The sequence below is a fragment of the Janthinobacterium sp. SUN033 genome (genome assembly GCF_030397595.1).
Taxonomy (GTDB): Bacteria; Pseudomonadota; Gammaproteobacteria; order Burkholderiales; family Burkholderiaceae_D; genus Janthinobacterium; species Janthinobacterium kumbetense.
The window spans coordinates 380,435-400,527 of sequence record NZ_JAPQNV010000002.1; the positions used below are offsets into that span (position 1 = coordinate 380,435).

Annotated in this window: 14 protein-coding genes; 11 read left to right on the forward strand and 3 right to left on the reverse strand. The window is 63.2% G+C overall.

The window, feature by feature from the left end:
• The first annotated feature begins 124 nt into the window (after positions 1-124).
• The 5 genes from OX460_RS10310 to OX460_RS10330 all read left to right on the forward strand — a co-directional run bounded on the left by OX460_RS10310 (position 125) and on the right by OX460_RS10330 (position 8,962).
• Positions 125-3,271, forward strand: coding sequence for an EAL domain-containing protein (locus OX460_RS10310; protein WP_289898586.1), 3,147 nt, complete (start codon positions 125-127; stop codon positions 3,269-3,271).
• Positions 3,272-3,498: 227 nt separating this feature from the next.
• Positions 3,499-6,159, forward strand: coding sequence for a TonB-dependent receptor (locus OX460_RS10315; protein ID WP_289898587.1), 2,661 nt, complete (start codon positions 3,499-3,501; stop codon positions 6,157-6,159).
• A gap of 170 nt (positions 6,160-6,329) precedes the next feature.
• Positions 6,330-6,614: a hypothetical protein gene (locus OX460_RS10320; protein WP_077407612.1), complete on the forward strand. Its 285-nt coding sequence runs from the start codon at positions 6,330-6,332 to the stop codon at positions 6,612-6,614.
• 44 nt (positions 6,615-6,658) lie between these two features.
• Positions 6,659-7,555, forward strand: coding sequence for a MurR/RpiR family transcriptional regulator (locus tag OX460_RS10325; RefSeq protein ID WP_289898588.1), 897 nt, complete (start codon positions 6,659-6,661; stop codon positions 7,553-7,555).
• 84 nt (positions 7,556-7,639) lie between these two features.
• A complete protein-coding gene (locus OX460_RS10330; RefSeq protein ID WP_289898589.1) occupies positions 7,640-8,962 on the forward strand; it encodes an aspartate aminotransferase family protein in 1,323 nt (440 codons plus the stop codon).
• Here OX460_RS10330 and OX460_RS10335 read toward each other — a convergent pair.
• Positions 8,959-9,222, reverse strand: coding sequence for a PAAR domain-containing protein (locus OX460_RS10335; RefSeq protein WP_289898590.1), 264 nt, complete (start codon positions 9,220-9,222; stop codon positions 8,959-8,961). The genes OX460_RS10330 and OX460_RS10335 overlap by 4 nt on opposite strands.
• A 308-nt stretch (positions 9,223-9,530) precedes the next feature.
• Here OX460_RS10335 and OX460_RS10340 point away from each other — a divergent pair, with 308 nt between their 5' ends.
• The 4 genes from OX460_RS10340 (at position 9,531) to OX460_RS10355 (ending at position 16,295) form a co-directional block, all read left to right on the forward strand.
• Complete coding sequence (locus tag OX460_RS10340; RefSeq protein WP_285817151.1) at positions 9,531-11,771, forward strand: serine/threonine-protein kinase; 2,241 nt, start codon at positions 9,531-9,533, stop codon at positions 11,769-11,771.
• Positions 11,768-12,325, forward strand: coding sequence for a hypothetical protein (locus OX460_RS10345; protein WP_251350388.1), 558 nt, complete (start codon positions 11,768-11,770; stop codon positions 12,323-12,325). The genes OX460_RS10340 and OX460_RS10345 overlap by 4 nt, the downstream gene beginning before the upstream one ends.
• A gap of 245 nt (positions 12,326-12,570) precedes the next feature.
• A complete protein-coding gene (mutS, locus tag OX460_RS10350) occupies positions 12,571-15,264 on the forward strand; it encodes a DNA mismatch repair protein MutS (RefSeq protein ID WP_289898591.1) in 2,694 nt (897 codons plus the stop codon).
• A complete protein-coding gene (locus OX460_RS10355; protein WP_289898592.1) occupies positions 15,261-16,295 on the forward strand; it encodes a hypothetical protein in 1,035 nt (344 codons plus the stop codon). The genes mutS and OX460_RS10355 overlap by 4 nt, the downstream gene beginning before the upstream one ends.
• A gap of 53 nt (positions 16,296-16,348) precedes the next feature.
• On the opposite strand, the gene OX460_RS10360 is transcribed toward OX460_RS10355, so the two are convergent.
• Entirely contained in the window at positions 16,349-16,900 is a 552-nt protein-coding gene (locus tag OX460_RS10360) for a peptidylprolyl isomerase (protein ID WP_099666953.1), read from the reverse strand.
• 93 nt (positions 16,901-16,993) lie between these two features.
• On the opposite strand from OX460_RS10360, the gene OX460_RS10365 reads away from it, so the two are divergent.
• Together OX460_RS10365 and OX460_RS10370 are read left to right on the forward strand one after the other, a co-directional pair.
• The gene (locus OX460_RS10365) at positions 16,994-18,115 is read left to right on the forward strand and encodes a cupin domain-containing protein (RefSeq protein ID WP_251350385.1); all 1,122 of its coding nucleotides are present in this window, start codon (positions 16,994-16,996) and stop codon (positions 18,113-18,115) included.
• A 353-nt stretch (positions 18,116-18,468) separates the two neighbouring features.
• Positions 18,469-18,723, forward strand: coding sequence for a hypothetical protein (locus tag OX460_RS10370; RefSeq protein ID WP_034783358.1), 255 nt, complete (start codon positions 18,469-18,471; stop codon positions 18,721-18,723).
• A 171-nt stretch (positions 18,724-18,894) separates the two neighbouring features.
• On the opposite strand, the gene bamC is transcribed toward OX460_RS10370, so the two are convergent.
• Entirely contained in the window at positions 18,895-20,088 is a 1,194-nt protein-coding gene (gene bamC / locus OX460_RS10375; protein ID WP_289898593.1) for an outer membrane protein assembly factor BamC, read from the reverse strand.
• Between the last annotated feature and the right edge of the window lie 5 nt (positions 20,089-20,093).

A 20,093-nucleotide genomic window follows, 5' to 3' on the forward strand; every position in this document is an offset into this window, starting at 1 on the left:
GCGCACCTGCATGGTGCAAAAGTCCCCTTGCAAGCTTGTAAATTCAGGCATGAAAATTGCTCATAAGAAAACATAAATGGGCTGACGAGAAGGTGGGGCACGCATGGTGGGCAGAATCTCGCGCATGATCGGGAAATTGACGGTGGGGCGCAAACTGGCGCTGATCTATTTGCTCGACCTGTCCGCCGTGATCTTCATTTCCGGCATCCTCATCAACGAAAAATACATCGCCATCGATTTCTCGCGCAAGGAGATGGCGGGCAATGACTACATTGCCACGATCCGCGATGCGCTGCTGCCCCTGGCGCGCAGCACGGCGCAGCCGGGCGCGCAGGCAGCGGCCGTGGAACAGGCCGAAAGCCGCTTCGGCGCCGGCATGCGCAGCGCCGAACTGAATGCGCAATTTGCCGCCCTGCTGCGCCAGGCCGGCAGCATTTCCGCTGCGCCGGACGACAGCATCGCGCCCTCGCCCGCCTTCGTGGCCGGGCGCGCACTGCTCACGCGCGTGGGCAACCAATCGAACCTGATCCTCGACCCGGACCTGGACAGCTACTACACGATGTCGCTGGTGATCCTGCGCTTCCCCGAACTGCTGGAAGTGATCAACAGCACGCGCGCCCTGGCCCTGCAACTGGCGACGGCCGAAGGCGCGCAGCGCCAGCGCCTGCAGACCCAGTTCCTGATACTGGAGGGACGCATGGACGCCACCATGGCCGGCATCGGCAGCGACTACACGGAGGCGTTCGCGGCCAGCACGCCGCTGCTGCGCCAGCACCTGGACGGCTCGCGCGCGGCCCTGCGGCAAGCCGTGGCGCAGTTACGCGCCAGTACCCAGGCGCTGGCCGGCGCGCAAGCCAACCCCGCAGGCACGCAGGAACTGCTGCGCCGCGATGCGGTGGCCGCAGCGGCCCTGCAGCGTGCCTGGCGCGCGGCGGAAGGCCAATTGCACCGTCTGATCCAGCTGCGCGTGGACGGCTTCTTCACGCGCATGTGGCTGCACCTGGGCACGGCCGTGCTGCTGCTGGTGACGATACTGGGCCTGGTGTTTTTCGTCGCGCGCCAGATCGCCCTGCCCATCCGCCGCCTGGCGCGCGTGGCGCAGGAAGTGCGCGAAACGGGCGACCATAGCCTGCGCGCCATCTGGGACAGCGAGGATGAAACGGGCCGCCTGGTCAGCGCCTTCAATACCATGCTGCAGCAGCTCGACTTCCAGCGCATGGCGCAGCAGGAGCTGGTGGCGCGCGCCAGCGCGGCCGATGCGCAGCGCCAGTTGGTCGACGCCATTCCCATCCCGCTGATGGTCACCTCGATCCCGCATCACCAGGTGCTGCACGCGAACCAGGCCGCGCACGCGTGGCAGGGCGGCCTGGAACTGGACCCGTGGGTGGGCGGCATGCATCCGCAAGCCCGTTCGCGCTTCTTCCAGCGCTTGAGCGACCTGGGCGCCGTCGATGAATTCGAGGTGTGCTGGAGCGGCGGCGGCACGCCCACGTGGGCCTTGATTTCCGCGCGCCTGATCGACTACCAGGGCCAGCGCGCCGTGCTGTCGACCTTCACGCCGATCAACAAGATGAAGCTGATGGAGTCGCGCCTGGAACTGTGGGCCAAGGTATTCGAGGCATCGGCCGAAAGCCTGATCGTGATGGACGCCGGCATGCGCATCATCACCGTCAACCAGGCCTTCCGCCGCCATTCGCTGTACGACATGGTGGAGCTGATCGGCAAGCGCCCGGCCTTCCTGCTCGCGCCGGAGAACCCGCCCGAGCAGCTCGACAGCCTGCGCCAGACCCTGGCGCGGCGCGGTTACTGGCAGGGCGAAATCCGGGTGCAGCGCAAGTCGCTGGAAAGCTATCCCGCCTGGCTGGTGATGAACGCCGTGCGCGACCTCGACGGCGTCACCACGCATTTCATCGCCAGCTCGCTCGACATCAGCGAACGCAAGGCCAGCGAGCGGCAGATCGAGCACATGGCCCACCACGATGCGCTGACGGGACTGGCGAACCGCCACGTGTCGAAAGTGCGCCTGGCGGCCGCCATCGCGCAGGCGCGCCGCAGCGGCGAAAAGGTGGGCGTGCTGTTCGTCGACCTGGACCGCTTCAAGCACGTCAACGACGCGCTGGGCCACCACGTGGGCGACGCGCTGCTGCAATCGGTCTCAAAGCGCCTGCTGCAGCTGGTGCGCGAAGGCGATACCGTCAGCCGCCTGGGCGGCGATGAATTCGTCGTCATCCTCAACGGCGTCGGCGATGCCGCATCCATCGCCGCCCTGCTCGACACGCGGCTGATCCCCGCCATGCGCGAGCCGCACCAGGTGGAAGGCAACGAGCTGTATGTCTCGTGCAGCGTGGGCGTGGCCATCTACCCGGACCACGGCGGCGACATGGATACCCTGATGCGCCACGCCGATGCGGCCATGTACCAGGCCAAGAGCGGCGGGCGCGATCACGCGCGCATGTTCACGCCGCAGATGCAGGAACAGCAGCTGCAGCAGCTGCACCTGGAAAGCGATCTGCGCCACGCCATCGAGCGGCAGGAACTGGTGCTGTACTACCAGCCGCGCATCGATGCGAAAAGCAGCCGCCTGAATGGCGTGGAAAGCCTGATCCGCTGGCTGCACCCGCAGCACGGCCTGATCGCGCCCGACAGCTTCATTCCCGCCGCCGAGGAATCGGGCCTGATCGTCGCCATCGGCGCGTGGGTCATCCGCGAGGCGTGCCGCCAGCAGCTGGCCTGGCGCGAGGCGGGCGCGGGCGACATCGCCGTGTCGATCAACCTGTCGGCCATCCAGCTGAAAAGCGGCGGCCTGGTGGCCACCTTGCGCGAGGTGCTGCGCGAGTTTCCCGTCACGCCGGGACAGATCGAATTCGAACTCACGGAATCGATCCTGATGGACAATGTGGACGACACCATCGCCACCCTGCACGCCATCAAGGCGCTGGGTTTCGCGCTGTCGATCGACGATTTCGGCACCGGCTATTCGAGTCTGAACTACCTGTGCCGCTTCCCGCTCGACAAGCTGAAAATCGACATGAGCTTCGTGCAGGACATCCACGGCTCGCCGCAAAACCTGGCGGTGACGAAAACCATCATCGGCCTGGGCCATACCCTGGGCTTGACGGTGACCGCCGAGGGCGTGGAAAGCGCGGCCGATGCGGACGTGCTGCGCCACGCCGGCTGCGATGAATTACAGGGCTACTATTTTGCCCGCCCCATGCCGCAGGCGCACTTCATGGCCTGGCTGGCGCACAGCGCCGCGCCCTGCGCCGCCTGACACTTGCTGTGGAGCGTCCGCAACGCGCCCGCGCCAGGGTCGACAACGCGCGGCGCGCCGCCAGGGCGCATGAATGCAGCAGGGATACCGGAATTGGTATTGACATCGCAAAAGAAGTCATTTGTGGGGCAAAGTCATTCCCACCTACCATGTTTCTGAGCAAGTTCCAGCTCTGGCGGCGACTGCCGCGGCGTTCTCAACATAACTAAAATACAGGTGGAGACAAGATGAAGCAATCGATGGCAACGGGCACCCGCACGCCCAAGCAAAACACACGGCTGACCTTGAAGGCCACGGTGGCCGCCCTGGCCGGCGCCGGCCTGCTGAGCAGCGCGTCCGTCTGGGCGCAACAGGCGCCCGCCGTGGAAGCGGTAGCAACGGTGGAAACGGCGGCACCGGCGCCAGCCGACAATACCGGCATCGCCGTCGTCGCCGTCACGGGCGTGCGCAGGGCGGCACAGAGCGCGCAAACGATCAAGAAGAACAACGACCAGGTGGTCGACTCCATCGTCGCCGATGAAATCGGCAAATTCCCCGACAAGAACGTGGCCGAAATCCTCGGCCGCGTGACGGGCGTGCAAATCCGCCGCGAAGGCGGCGAAGCGGGTTCCGTCATCATCCGCGGCCTGCCCGGCGTGGTGACCCTGCTCAACGGCCGTGAAATGTTCACCTCCGTGGGCCGCAGCCTGTACCTGGCCGACATCCCGACGGCCATGCTGCAGCGCGTGGACGTGTACAAATCGCAGGGCGCCGACATGGTCGAAGGCGGCACGGCCGGCGTGGTCGACGTGCGCACCAACCGCCCGTTCGATTTCAAGGGCTTTACGGCGTCGGGCAACGTGCGCGCCGAGCACCGCGACAAGTCCGGCTCGACGGATCCGAACGTCAGCGGCATGGTCTCGAACCGCTGGAAGACCGCATATGGCGAATTCGGCGCCCTGCTCGGCCTGTCCTACCAGCGCAGCAAATACTATGACGAGACGATCTGGAACGCCGAACCCGTCAAGCGCCCCGACGCGGGCAACATCACGGGTCCCGATTCCGTCGGCATGATCCCCACCGTGGGCGACCGCAAGCGCTACGCGGCGAATGCCGCCTTCCAGTGGCGCCCGAACTCGCAGGTGGAAGTGTATGCGGAAGGCATGTCGACCCTGATCAAGCACGCGTTCGACAGCCAGTTCTTCGTCGGTTCACTGCCCTGGGGCCAGAACCCGGACATCACCCTGATCCCCGGCACCAATCAGGCGGCCACGGTGGGCAAGATCGACGGCCCCTGGTCGCCGTTCACGCTCGGTTCGACCCAGGCGCGGCGCGACCGCTCGATCGGTTCGCAAGGCGCCATCGGCGCGCGCTGGGACATCACGCCGCAGCTGCGCGCCACGACGGAACTGGCGCGCACGGTCAGCAACTTCGAGCGCGAATTTCCCATCCTCGACTTCCTCGCCCATCCGACCAGCGTGATCGGCAGCACGAACGTCAACGGCGGCGCGCAAATCAGCTACCCCGGCTACAACATGCTGGACCCGAAGAACTACACGCTGCTCGGCTTCTACGATAACCACAGCCACGACGAAGGCAGCTCGACCGACTGGCGCGGCGACGTCACCTACGACATGGACAGCACGGGCTTCTTCCGTGAATTCTCGGGCGGCGTGCGCCTGGCCAAGCGCAAGGCCGAATCGATCCGCGAAAAGAACGTGCAAGGCGGACTGACGTCGATCATGACTGCGGACGCCCTGCCCGGCCTGGCATGCACCTCGCACAAGAACACGGGCAACTTCGGCCTGCAAAGCTGGCTCACGCCGTGCCGCGACTACATGCTCAACAACACGGACACCTTGCGCCAGTTATTTACGGGCAGCAGCGAACGCAGCCCGGACGATCCGATGACCCACTTCAAGGATGTGGAAAAAACCAATGCCGTCTACGGCAAGGCGCGCATCGGCTTTGATCTGGCGCAAGTGCCGGTCGACGGCACCGTGGGCGTGCGCGTGGTGCAGACCAAGCAGGACTTGCAAGGCAATTCCTCGCAAGACGGCATCGTCACGCCCGTGCGCGTGAAAACGTCCGATACGGACGTGCTGCCCAGCCTGACCCTGAAAGCCATGCTGCGCCAGGACCTGGTCGCCCGCCTGACGGCCGGCAAGGCGGTGCAGCGCCCGAACTTCGCCGACTTCAACCCCGGCGTGACCCTGGGCAAGAGCCTGGAAATGGTGCGTCCGACGGGCAGCGGCGGCAATCCCGACCTGAAACCCGTGGAAGGCAAGAACCTCGATGCGGCGCTGGAATGGTATTTCGCGCAGACGGGTTCCGTCACGGCCACCGTGTTCCGCCACAATTTCAAGAATTACATCCTGTCCGGTTCGGCCAAGGAAACGTATGACGGCATCGAGTACGACATCACGCGTCCGCGCAACACCTCGAAGGGCCATCTGCAAGGCGTGGAGATGGCTTACCAGCAGTTCTACGACAAGCTGCCCGGCTGGATGAGCGGCCTGGGCCTGCAGGCGAACGCCACCTACATGACGGGCGAGCTGGAAGAATTGAATGGCAGCGCGCATCCGTTCACGGGCATGTCGAAATGGTCGGCCAATATCGTCGGCCTGTACGAACAGGGACCGTGGTCGGCGCGCCTGGCCTACAGCTGGCGCGACAAGTACGTCGACGACTACAACTACCGCGGCAAGGGCATCCACCTGACCGTGGCGCCCACCAAGACCCTGGACGCGTCGGTCTCGTACAAGCTCAACCCGAATACCACGGTGACGCTGGACGCGAACAACCTGCTCGACTCGACCTACCGCGACTATCACGACACGCCGGACTATGTGCGCGATGTGCGGCGCTATGACAAGGTTGTAGGTATCTCAGTCCGCTGGAGCTACTAGCCCGTCCCCACCCTTTCTTCCTTCGAGGGTTTTCAGCGCCAGCCGGCAACGGTTGGCGTTTTTTTTGCTCTATGGAATCTATCCGACAGTGGAATTGATCTGGCGCAAAGTGGTGGCGCCGGGGCGCTTTTATGCTGGCGGCTTGACTAGCGAACCCGGCGGGGGACAGCATGCGCAATGCACGGCCCATCGACACACAGTTATTCCAACCCGACATCCCGGTACGGCTCGACATGCGCACGGCGGCGCTGGTCGAGCATGCGCTGGCCTTGCAGGAAATGGCCGGCACGGGCGCCGCCGCCCTGTTCCTGCACTGCCACGACGTGCCGCTGCCCACCGCCCTGCGCGTGCTGACGACGGGACCGCGCCGCAAACCGGCCGGGCCGCACCTGTTTGCCCGCCTGCGTCCACGCACGGCCGCCCGGGTGCAAGGCGCGCCGCTACCGGCGCGCTGACGAATCCTGTACCATCGCCGCAACCTATCAACTGAGGCACGGCGATGCAGGCAGCGACACCCCACGATTCCTATGCGGCACTGATGGACCTGATCAAGGCGCGCCATGCGCAGCTGAGTCCGCAATTCCAGGCCGGCGCCCGCTACCTGGCCGATCACCCGGACGAAGTGGCCGTCTCGTCGATGCGCAGCATCGCCGCGCGGGCGCAGGTGCAATCGGCCGCCCTCGTGCGCCTGGCGCAGCAGCTGGGCTTTGCCGGCTGGCCCGAACTCAAGGCCATCTTCGTCGAGCGCCTGCGCGCGGGACCAAGCGGCTACGCGGCAAAAGCCGGCGCGCTGGCCGGCAAAGAGGGGAAAGAGCGCGACCTGGTCACCGAAGTGTTCACAGTGCAGCAGCGCAACCTGGCCGCCACGGAAAGCGCCAACCACGCCGCCCTGGACGGGGCCGCCAATCTGCTGCTGGCGGCGCCCCGCGTGCACGTGGCCGGCTTTCGCGCCGCCCACCCCATCGCCTACACCCTGCACTACCTGTACCGGCTGCTGCGCCCCAGCGTGCAGCTGCTGAGCGGCCAGGGCGGCACCCTGGAAATGGACTTGCGCGCCCTGCAGGCGAACGAAGCCGTCGTCGTCGTCAGCTTCGCACCGTATTCGAGCGAAGCGCTGCTGGTGGCGCAGGCGGCGCGCCAGGCCGGCTGCCGGGTGGTCGCCATCAGCGACAGCGCCATGTCGCCGCTGGCTCTGCAGGCCGACGCCAGCATCGTCATCGCCGTCGACAGCCCCTCGTTCTTCCCCTCCATCGTGGCCGGCGTCGCGGCCGTGGAAAGCCTGGTGGAACTGCTGGTGGCGCGCGCGGGGCCCGATGCCGTCACGGCCATCGGCGCGGCGGAACAGCAATTGCGGGCGCTGGGCGCTTACGTAAAAACATCGAATGATGTAAATTAAATACAAACACATCAAACGTTGTAATATGACGTGGCGCATCCTATAATCGGCCATCTTCCCCCTTGCCGATAAGAAAGCGACGCCATGAGCCATGTCTTCCACCGCAGCCTGACCGCCAGCTATCCCGTCGCCACGGGCGGCGACGGCCCTTACCTGATCGATGCGGATGGCAAGCGCTACCTCGATGCCTGCGGCGGCGCGGCCGTCTCCTGCCTCGGCCATTCGGATGCGGCCGTGATCGCCGCCGTGCAGCAGCAGGTGGCCAGCATGGCGTATGCGCACAGCTCTTTCTTTACCACCGAGCCGATGGAGCAGCTGGCCGATTTCCTCGTCGCCCGGGCGCCTGCCGGCATCGACAGCGTGTATTTCGTCTCGGGCGGTTCGGAAGCGGTGGAAAGCGCGCTGAAAATGGCGCGCCAGTATTTCGTCGAACGGGGCCAGCCGCAGCGCCGCCACGTCATCGCGCGCCGCCAGAGCTATCACGGCAACACCCTGGGCGCGCTGGCCACGGGCGGCAACGCCTGGCGCCGCCAGCAGTTCGAACCGCTGCTGATTGGCGTCACCCACGTGTCGCCCTGCTATGCCTGGCGCGACCAGGCAGCCCATGAAACGGACGGCGACTACGTGGCGCGCCTGGGCCGGGAGCTGGAAGAGCATATCGCCGCGCTGGGCGCGGACAAGGTCATGGCCTTCATCGCCGAACCCATCGTCGGCGCCACGGCCGGCGCCCTGCCCGCCGTTGCCGGCTACTTCCAGCGCATGCGCGCCATTTGCCAGCGCCACGGCATCCTCCTGATCCTCGACGAAGTCATGTGCGGCATGGGGCGCACGGGCAGCCTGTTCGCCTGCGAGCAGGAAGGCGTCACGGCTGACCTGATCTGCATCGCCAAGGGCCTGGGCGCCGGCTACCAGCCCATCGGCGCCGTGATGGTGTCGCAAGACATCCGCGACACGATTCGCGCCGGCACGGGTTTCTTCCAGCACGGCCACACCTACATCGGCCACGCCACGGCCTGCGCCGCCGCGCTGGCCGTGCAGCGGCAGATCGAGGAACGCGATCTGCTGACCAATGTGCGCGCCATGGGCGCCTTGCTGCAAGAGCGGCTGCACCAGCGCTTCGACAACCATGCGCACGTGGGCGACATCCGCGGCCGCAGCCTGTTCCTGGGCCTGGAACTGGTGCAGGACCGCAATACCAAGCAGCCGTTCGACCCGGCCCGCCGCCTGCACGCGCGCATCAAGGCGCACGCCATGCAGAACGGGCTGATGTGCTACCCCATGGGCGGCACCATCGACGGCCTGCACGGCGACCACATCCTGCTGGCGCCGCCCTACATCATCGACGCCAGCCATGTCGACGAGATCGTCGACAAGCTGGGCGCGGCCATCGACACGAGCGTGGCCTAAGCGCGCCCGCTGTCGCCCACGGTGGACATCAGGCTGGCGCCGCAGCTGGTCTTGTGACCGTCGAAGGCCACGGGCACGCCGTCGATCAGCACCAGCGGATCGCCCTCGGCGATCACGCAGCGCACGTGGCCCTTGATCGGGCAGACGCAAGGATCGCCCTTGCGCGCCACGGCCACGCCCAGCACGGTACTCTTCGGCGCCGCGCCCACCACCTTGCCGCCATGGCTGGTGGGGTCGTTCAAGCGGATCACGCCACGCATACTGCCTCCTCTCCCTGTCCAACGCATAGCGCGGCACCTGTCCATACGGGCCGCTCCCGCCTGCATTATCGGATGCTACGCAACGGTCGTCATTGCGTTCGAACACATTGACGGCTTGCCGGGCGCCGAAATGGCAATCGGCGTCAATGGCAGCTTTTGTTCACTCCTTGTCAATATTAATTGACTTATTCGAAACAATCGTTTTAAATCAGGAAGTTACTCAAAATCAATCATCTTGAGCATTCCAACATCGCATTGACCCTCTCGATGCTGGATGCCCACGTTGATGCACTCTGAAGCCAAGGTATATGGAACTGCTCGACTCCCTGCGTCAGACCCCGCCGCAAGACGACACGATCAGCGGGCACTATGAAGTGCGCCGCTTGCTGGGCGAAGGCGGTTTCGGCCATGTATTCGAAGCCTGGGATGCCAAGCTGTGCCGTAGCGTGGCGCTGAAGCGCCTGAAACCGCAAGCCGACGTGCTGCATCCGGAAAAACTCATCAATGAAGCGCGCCTGGCCGCTTCGCTCAAGCATGCCGCCTTCGTGCGCATCTTCGCCATCGAGGGCCAGGGCACGAGCCAGTCCATCGTCATGGAACTGGTCGAAGGCCAGACCCTGGGGCAGTTCATGCACAGCGGCAAGGCCGACTTGCAGGGGGCGCTCGACATCGCCTACCAGATCGCCGACGCCATGGACGAGGCGCACGCCATGGACCTGGTCCACGGCGACCTGAAACCGTCGAACCTGATGCTGGAGGCGGACGGCAAGGTGCGCATCCTCGACTTCGGCCTGGCGCGCCACATCGACCCGCAAGCCACGCAAACGACCACCCTGTGCGACTTGCAGGGCACCATCGCCTACATGGCGCCCGAACGCCTGATGGGCCGCCTGCCCGACACGCGCGGCGACGTGTATGCCTTGGGCGCCATGCTGTACGAAATGCTGGCCGGCCAGCGCCACTTCGCCCACCTGAACGGCCTGGCCCTGGCCGCCGCTCACATGCAGGCGACGGAACCATGGCCCGACCTGCCCGACTCCGTCCCGCCCGCCATCAACGCCCTCGTGCGCGCGATGACGGCGCACGACCCGGCCGAACGGCCGCGCACCATGCGCGACGTGCGCGAGGCGATCGGGGCGCAGCGCGGGGAGCCGCCCACCCTGGCCACGCCCCTTGCCGACGAGATACCCGCGAAGGAAGAACCCCCCGCCAGCGTCTCCATCCGCCTGCCCCTGCCCCGCAAGCGCACGCTTAAATGGGGCGCGGGCGTGGCGCTGCTGGCCGTACTGGCGGGATGGCAGCTGCCCAATATCCTTCCTGCCGTCAAATCGTTCGTCACGGGCGAAAAAGCGCCCGCGCCGTATTCGGAAATGGCCAGCATGGCGGCGGGGATGGAAGCGTTGCGGGTGTTTGATAGAGAAGACGCGCAGACACAGGCCATTGAACATTTCAGCACTGTACTTAAACATAATCCAGAGCATGCTGCGGCAAATGCTGGCCTGTCGCTGGTTTTCACACTGCGCTATTTAGGCAGCAACCGGGATGAAACCTGGCTGCAACGCGCGGACGTCGCTGCGAAACAGGCATTGACTACAGACGACCAATTAGCTTTGGCCCATGTGGCGCAAGCCTGGGCTATTGAACATCATGGCGACCGTCGGCAAGCAATGCAGGAAATTACTACGGCACTGAATCTGGACCCAAACAATCCGCTGGGCATGTACGGCAAGGCACGCCTGCTCATCTACGCACAAAAATTTGATCAAGCCAGGGATGTGCTTGACAAGGCCATCGCCCTGTATCCCCGTGATCGCCTTTTTATTTCGATGTTGGGCAGGATGAATTACAACCAGGGCAATTACGCGGAAGCTGAAAAACTCTTTCGGAAAGCCATACAAATGGATCCGCAGGTGGCCAATGCGTATGCCCAGCTTAGCGCTACGCTTGAACGCCTGAATCGCGGCAATGAAGCCCTGCAAGTCCTGCAGCAAGGATTGCAGGTGCATCCCGACTGGGAACTGTATACCAACCTAGGGAATGCCCTGTTTAACAAGGGCGACTATCTGGGAGCAGTCCAGTCCTTTAAAAATGCCGTCTCAGAAAACAAAGGGAACCCTGGTAACTACCTGCTATGGGCAAATCTGGCGGACGCCCAACGCTGGGTGCCTGGTCAGATAGAACTGTCGCGCGATTCCTACCGCCGTGCCATCACTTTGATCAAAGTCATGCTGCAACACTCTCCGGACGACCCCAAGGTCAACTCCCGGCTGGCATTGTATGCAGCCTATGCGGGCTTGCGAGACGATGCGCTATGGCATGTAACGCAAGCCATCCGGCTAGCGCCCACATTGCCCGATATCCATTTCAGGGCGGCGCTGACCTATGAGCTGTTAGGCAAGCGCAACGAAGCGATGGCGGCTTTGAAACAGGCGATGGAGCGCGGCTACCCCATCAACCTGATCGAATCGGCACCTGATCTGTTGACACTACGGCGAGATGCTCGCTACCAACAATTTCTCATCAACCTGGAAAGAGACAATAAAAAATGACGCCTGTAAGCCCCTGGATGAAGTTATCCGTGCATTTTGATGCAGACCAAATCACCAACCAGCTTGACTATGCGTTTACTTCTTGTGACGGCAGCGCGGACCCACGCCATGGCCCCTACATGGGAGGAGTGCACTTCCAGCAAGGCCAGCACGTCTACCTGGAAGTCAACTGCTGTGGCACAAAGGCAAGTGGCTTTACCTCCTTCCAAATAGTCGATTGCTGCCTGATCAGCGTACCCCAGCTGACCCAGATCGGCCCCGACGTACCCACCCGCTATTCGCTGCCTTCGCCCTTCCTGCAAGCCGCCGGCGCCGCCTATCAGCTGCCCCTGGATTTTGAATCTCATGTATTGCCGCCTGATCCAGCCCTGCCCGATCTGCGCCGCATCCGCCAGGAATGGAAACACAACCTTGACGTGGGTCAGAGCAAGGGCCGCTGGGAACTTTCGTTCGTACTGACCGTGCGCATTATTCGAGGTGAGCAAGACTTGCCGGAATTGCGCGTCTTCAGTTTTGATCCGGAAGCATCTGTGGGTGGGAACGTCGAGACGTAATCCTTACACCATCAACAGATACTTTTCAACCAACAGTTAGTACTACCGGATATCCAAGCCGCGCCACCTCCATCGGCGCGGCTTTTTCACATCCGCACGCAATACGCCGCCCCGCCCGCCGAAAGCGGTAAAATGACGGCCTTGAACCCAAGCTCCGCCCCCTGGCGCGGCCTTGAATGCACACAGCACCACCCACAGCCCGGCAGGCATGCGTTTCCTGCCGCCGGACCAACGACAAAGAACACATGACCACCGTCCCCAAAGAAATCAACGCCGCCGCGGCAAAGAAGAATTCCGCTGAAAAGCTTACGCCAATGATGCAACAATATCTTGGTATTAAAGAAAACCACCCGACGATGCTGGTTTTCTACCGCATGGGCGATTTCTACGAGCTGTTTTTCGAGGACGCGGAAAAAGCCTCGCGCCTGCTGGGCATTACCCTGACGGCGCGCGGCGTGGCCAGCGGCAACCCCATCAAGATGTGCGGCGTGCCGTTTCATTCGCTCGATGGTTACCTGGCCAAGCTGGTCAAGCTGGGCGAGTCGGTGGCCATCTGCGAACAGATCGGCGATCCGGCCACCAGCAAGGGCCCCGTCGAGCGCAAGGTCATGCGCGTCGTCACGCCCGGCACCCTGACGGATGCGGACTTGCTGCCTGAAAAGGCCGAGCGCCCGCTGCTGGCCATGTGCAGCATCACGCAGCGCAAGACGGTCACCACGGGCCTGGCCTGGCTGTCGCTGGCCAGCGGTGCCTTGAAGCTGATGGAGTTTTCCGGCGACAGCGCCACCGTGGCCGTGCGCCTGCAGCAGGAACTGGAACGCATCGTGCCGGCCGAAATCTTGAGCGGCGACAACGGCAACCTGTTCGACGACTATGCAGGCACGCACATCAACCGCGTGCCGGACTGGCATTTCGACGTGGTGGGCGGCCACAAGGCCCTGCTCGACCAATTGGGCGTGGCGACCCTGACGGGCTTTGGCGCCGATGGCCTCGGCGCCGCGTTCGGCGCGGCCGGCGCGCTGCTGCGCTATGCGCAATCGACGCAGGGTCGCGGCTTGCAGCACGTGCGCTCTTTGATCACGGAAACGGAAAGCGAATTCATCGGCCTGGATGCGGCCACGCGCCGCAACCTGGAATTGACGGAAACCATCCGCGGCCAGGAATCGCCGACCTTGTTCTCCTTGCTGGATCATTGCCGCACGGCCATGGGTTCGCGCATGCTGCGCCACTGGCTGCACCATGCGCGGCGCGACCAGAACGTGGCGCGCGCGCGCCATGAAGCGATCGCCGCGCTGGCGCAAAGCGAAGCGGCCGGTCCGCTCGCCGCCACCTTGGCGCAAGTGCCCGACATCGAACGCATCACTACGCGCATCGCCCTGCTGTCGGCCCGTCCGCGCGACCTGGCCGCCCTGCGCGACGGCTTGCTGCAACTGCCGGCCCTGCGCGGCGACGTGGTGCGCTGCTATGGCCATGGCCAGGGCGGCGAAAGCGGCTTGCTGGCCGCCATCCATGCTGCCCTGGCCACACCGACGGCCTGCCTGGACTTGCTGGTGCGCGCCGTGGCGCAGGAACCGGCCGCCATGGTGCGCGACGGCGGCGTCTTTGCCACCGGTTTCGACGCGGAACTCGATGAATTGCGCGCGCTGTCGGAAAACGCGGGCCAGTTCCTGCTCGACCTGGAAACACGCGAACGCGCGCGCACGGGCATCGCCAACCTGCGCGTCGAATACAACAAGGTGCATGGCTTCTACATCGAAGTCACGCACGGCCAGACGGACAAGGTGCCGGACGACTACCGCCGCCGCCAAACCCTGAAAAACGCCGAGCGCTACATCACGCCCGAACTGAAAGTGTTCGAAGACAAGGCCCTGTCGGCGCAAGACAAGGCGCTGGTGCGCGAAAAGATGCTGTACGACCTGCTGCTGGCCGAACTGGCGCCGCACATCGGCACCCTGCAGACGATTGCGCAAGGCCTGGCCCAGCTCGATACCCTGAATGCGCTGACGGAACATGCGCAACAGCACAACTGGGCCGCGCCGCAACTGGTCGACGAGCCGTGCATCAACATCGTCGAAGGCCGCCACCCCGTGGTGGAAAAGCAGATCGAACGCTTCATCGCCAACGATTGCCGCTTCGTCAACGAGCGCCGGCTGCTCTTGATCACCGGCCCGAACATGGGCGGTAAATCGACCTTCATGCGCCAGGTGGCCTTGATCACCCTGCTGGCCTACGTGGGCAGCTACGTGCCGGCCGCGTCCGCCACCATCGGCCCCATCGACCGCATCTTCACGCGCATCGGCGCCACCGACGACCTGGCGGGCGGACGCTCGACCTTCATGGTGGAAATGACGGAATCGGCCGCCATCCTGAACGGCGCCACCGAGCATTCCTTGGTGCTGATGGATGAAGTGGGCCGCGGCACCTCCACCTTCGACGGCCTGGCCCTGGCGTGGGCCATCGCGCGCCATTTGATCGACACCAGCCGTAGTTTCACCCTGTTTGCCACACATTACTTTGAGCTGACGCAATTGCCAGACAGTCATCCGAGCGCCGCCAACGTGCATTTGTCCGCCGTCGAGCACAAGGACAGCATCGTCTTCCTGCACGCCGTGCAAGCCGGTCCCGCCTCGCAAAGCTATGGCTTGCAGGTGGCGCAACTGGCCGGCGTGCCGCAGCCCGTGATCAAGGCGGCGCGCAAACACCTGGCGCGCCTGGAAGCGCAGGCGCTCGACGCCACGCCGCAACGCGACCTGTTCGCGCTGCCCTCCGCCGATCCGTATGCGCAAGAGGAAGAAGAGGAAGCGGCGGCGCCGCTGGCCGCGCTGAACGCGGCGCAGCAAGCCTTGCTCGACGCCATCGCCGACCTCGATCCCGATGCGCTCACCCCGCGCGATGCACTGGAGCAGCTGTACCAGTTGAAACGGCTGGCCGCCGCATGACCTGCCGGCGCAGTTCGATACGCCTGCTGGCCGCCGGCTTGCTCGCTGCCAGCCTGCCATGGCAGGCGCTGGCCGCCCCGGGCGAGCAGGCCGGCTTCGAGTTTGCCGTGCTGGGCCACTCCTTCAACGCGGGGCCGGACGACGGCCCCCTGAAAAAAGCCATCGCGGAAACGAGCGCCTTCAATGCCTCCTTCGTCGTGGCCACCGGCATCAAGGCCGCCAGCGAGTCGTGCAGCGACAAGCTGTATGGCCAGCGCAAGGACTTGCTCGACGCCAGCGGCCCGCCGCTGATCGTCTCGCTGTCGGCCAGCGACTGGGCCAACTGCCGCAATTCGCGCGGCAGGGTCAACGCCATCGAACGCCTGAACCGCTTGCGCGACGTGTATTTCGCCGATGACCAAAGCCTGGGCCAGCACAAGCTGACCCTGTCGCGGCTGTCATCGACGGCAAAATTCCGCAGCTATGCGGAAAATGCCCACTGGGAATACGGCGGCGTATTGTTTGCCACCGTGAATCTGCCGGCGAATAACAACCATTTCTTGCCGGAAGCGGGACGCAACAGCGAATTCGAAGACCGCCTGGTCGCCAACCGTTCCTGGCTGCAACGATTGTTCGCCATGGCGCAGCGCAAGCAGCTCGACGGCATCGTGCTGTTTTCCGATGGCGACGTGGGCGTGCTCGATGAAGACGACAATTCGCTGCTGCCCAGCTTCAGTTCGAAACAGGATGGCTTTGCCGGACCGCGCAAGCAGATCCGCACCCTGGCCAAGAAGTTCAGCGGCAAGGTGTTATTGGTCGATACGCAGCGCGATGGCGACGCGGATGGCAAGGAGGGGAAAAGTAAAAAGGCCGCAGCCAGGGCAGGCGGGCCGAAAATCAGCTGGAAAGGTAACCTGGGCCACGTCAGCATCGACAACGACTGGTCCGCCATCGCCGTCCGGCCCGGCAAGACCCCATTCTTTGAGGTACGTCAACGCGCCACGCGGCCATCGACGCAAGCGCGAACCAAGGCGTCGACTGTGCGCCGTTAGTAACAGCGCACAAACGAACAGGCCGGCATAGAGCCGGCCTGGAACAAGCAGTATTAATGAATCGGATGCGTACGGAAGTGGTCGCCCTCTTCGCCTTCGCCTTCATCATCTTCATCGCCATGGTCATGGCCGTGTGCGCCATGCACGTGGCCATGGGCGATTTCTTCTTCGGTGGCTTCGCGCACGTCGGCGACGGTCAGCGAGAAGCGCAGCGCGATGCCGGCCAGTGGATGGTTGCCGTCCAGCACGACCTTGTCGTCGGCGATATCGGTGACCGTGAAGATCATCGCTTCTTCATCCGGCGAATCGCTTTCCGGCATGCCTTCGAACTGCATGCCCACTTCCAGCGGCTCAGGCAGGCGATTGCGCGGCTCGACCTTCACCAGGGCTGGATCGTATTCACCGAAAGCATCATCCGGTTCGATCTGGATCGTGTTGGAATAGCCAACTTCCTTGCCGTCGAGCTCTTCTTCGATCTTCGGCAGGGTGTTTTCATAATCACCGTGCAGGTAGACCATCGGCTGACGGCCGTCTTCGATCAGATTGTCTTGCGCGTCTGACAGTTTGTAGTTGACAGTCACGACCGTATTTTTGGCAATCTTCATTATGCTTCCTTTCATTGTATAAGCTGGCAAATTATACCTTCACGCCGCCAACGGCAGGCGCATTCCTGCATTTCCGGTTGTTATAATGGGCGCATGAAAACATTAACTCTCCTCGGCGATATCACGCCGGCGCAATTCCTGCGCGACTACTGGCATAAAAAACCCTTGTTGATCCGTCAAGCCGTGCCTGGCTTCAAGGCGCTGTTCGATTTCAAGGCCCTGGCCGAGCTGGCTACCCTCGATCACGTCGAATCGCGCCTGGTCAGCCATGCGGACGGCCACTGGAACATGCAGCAAGGCCCTTTGACCAGCCTGCCCTCGCTGAAACAGAAGGAATGGACCCTGCTGGTGCAGGGCGCCAACCTGCACAGCGCCAAGGCCGACGCCCTGCTGCGCCAGTTCCGCTTCCTGCCGGACGCGCGCCTGGACGACCTGATGGTCAGCTTCGCCACCGATGGCGGCGGCGTGGGCCCGCATTTCGATTCCTATGACGTATTCCTGCTGCAAGGCCAGGGCAAGCGCCACTGGCGCATCGGCGCGCAAAAAGACCTGAGCCTGATCGACGGCTTGCCGCTGAAAATCCTCAGCAACTTCACGCCCGATGAAGAATTCACGCTGGAACCGGGCGACATGCTGTATCTGCCGCCCCACTACGCGCACGACGGCGTGGCCATCGGCGATTGCCAGACGTATTCGATCGGCTTCCGCTCGCCCACGTTCCAGGAGCTGGGCGAAGCGTTCCTGCAATTCATGGCCGACTCGATCGACTTGCCGGGCATCTATAGCGATCCGGACTTGAAAGCGTCGGGCAAACCGGCGGAAATCCCCCGTGAAATGCTCAGCACCATCGCGGAAGAAATGAACAAGGTGCGCTTCACGGAAGAAGACGTGACCATTTTCCTCGGTGAACACCTGTCGGAACCGAAGCACAATGTATTTTTCACGCCGCTGTCGAAGCCGCTGACGGTAGGCCGCTTCGCGGACGCCGCACAGAAAAAGGGTGTCGTGTTGTCGCGCAAGACTCTGATGCTGTATCGTGGCAAGAATGTCTTCATCAATGGCGAATCGTTTGCCATTGGCAAGGCCGATAAAGCGGCCCTGGAAACCTTGGCCAACGAACGCGCCCTCGATGGCGCCGCCGTAGCCCAGGCTTCCGATGACGTGATGGATGCGTTATATACGTGGTATCAGGATGGCTGGCTCGAACTGGCTTGAATGGGGGCGGCGTAGCAAAGTGGTATTACAGTAGGTAAAATAACAGCATCTGCGTTAGCGCAATAAAACATATTATTTTTATATCGTTTTGTCGCGCTTTCGCAAATCGCTTACACTTGCTTGCAATTTGCTTCGGCAAATATTGCGATATCACAAAATAGTTGCGAATTTGCCTCTTGCTCCTATTGCGACGCACCAAAAATCGCTATAATATTCGGTTAGGAAGTTTCCGTTGTCTGGCAGGCACCACCTGGTACGAAAAGCCTTCGAAGACGACCTAACGAGCGATAATTACCGGTAATTATTCATCGCAACAATATTGATTTATTTTTTGAAATAATTAAGGAAAACAAATGAAAAAATCCCTGCTGATCGCCTCCCTGATGGTTGTTGCTCTGGCTGCTTGCAGCAAAAAAGAAGAAGCTCCTGCACCAGCACCAGTAGTTGAAACCCCAGCACCAGCACCAGCAGTTGAAGCTGCTCCAGCTGCTGCTGCTGACGCTGCTGCTTCGGCCGCTACCGACGCTGCTGCTGCTGCTTCGGCTGCCGCTTCGGCTGCTACCGACGCTGCTTCGGCTGCTTCGGCTGCTGCATCGGCTGCTAAGTAATTTAGCACCCTGCACTAGGAAAAGCCGACCTTCGGGTCGGCTTTTTTGCGTCCGGCGTTTTATCCGCAGGATATAAGGCCGGACGCAGGCAATAAAAAAGGCTGCGCCGGTTTCCCGGATCAGCCTTTTTTATTGCGCGGCAGGTTGCGATACCCGCCGCGAATGCACCGCTTACTTCAGCTGCTCGTTCAGCAAACCCATGATCTTCTCGGCCACTGGCGAGACATCGGGCTGGCCTTCGTTGCTGAGAATGCTGACCAGGCTGGTCGAGCCATTGCCGGCCTTGACCAGGACGCGGTAGCGCTGCGCTTCCTTGTCCTTGTCGGACGACGAACCCCAGCTGAACAGTTTCGAGAAGAAACCATCCTTCTTGACCGCGTCCGGATCGACGTAACGCACGAAATACGTGCCTTGCGTGCGGTCGCGGTCTTCCACGGTGAAGCCGACGCGGTCCAGCGCCAGGCCGACACGGCGCCAGGCGCGGTCGAAACCTTCATCGACTTCGATGGCGCGCGCCGGCGTGGCGGCGTCGCCAACCAGCTTGGCGTGCAGCGGCTGCACGATGGCGCCATCAACGGCTGTCTTCGCCTGTGCTTCGTCACTGGCCGCGCCCAGGCGCGTCATCAGCTTGGCCAGGAATTGCGCCTCCAGGCCCGGATCGTTAGGACGCGCGGTCCAGGTGGTGGTTTCCTTGTCGCGGCCCGTGACGACCTCTTCCACTCCACGGTGGCTGATGTAGATCTCGGTCGAACCATCGGCCAGGCGCTCCACGCGGGTGCGGAACTTGTCTTTTTCACCAGTCGAGTACATCGAATCGAAGGCCTTGCCGATGGTGTTGCGGATAAAGTCCTGCGGCAGCTTGGCGCGGTTTTCGTTCCACTCGGTTTCCATGATGCCAGCCGTAGGCTGGTCGATGGCGACGGTAAAGCCCGAATCTTCCCAGAATTGCTTGAGTTGCGGCCACAGCACTTCAGGCGACTGCTTGACGACCAGCCAGCGCTGGTTGCCCGCGCGCTCGACCTTCACGCCACCGGCCGTGACGGGCACGACACCCACCACGCCGTCGGCGCCCACGATGACGGGCGTGCCGGCCGTGGCGTTGCGCTGCGCGTTGTAGCCGGAAGCCGTGGCCACGCCGTTTTTCGAATCCGGCAAGGAATAACGGTTGTCCTGCTGCAATTGCGTCAGGTCAGGCGGCACGTCCAGGGTGCTGGCTTTCTTGACCGACTTGTAGTCGACCTTGTCGCCGCCGACTACCGAACTGATCATGCCGCAGCCCGCGAGGCTGGCTGCGACGGCGCCGATGACGATGCCGCGGACGGCGATGGTGGCAGGCGCCGGTTTGGTTTTCTTGCAATTAGTCATGTCGT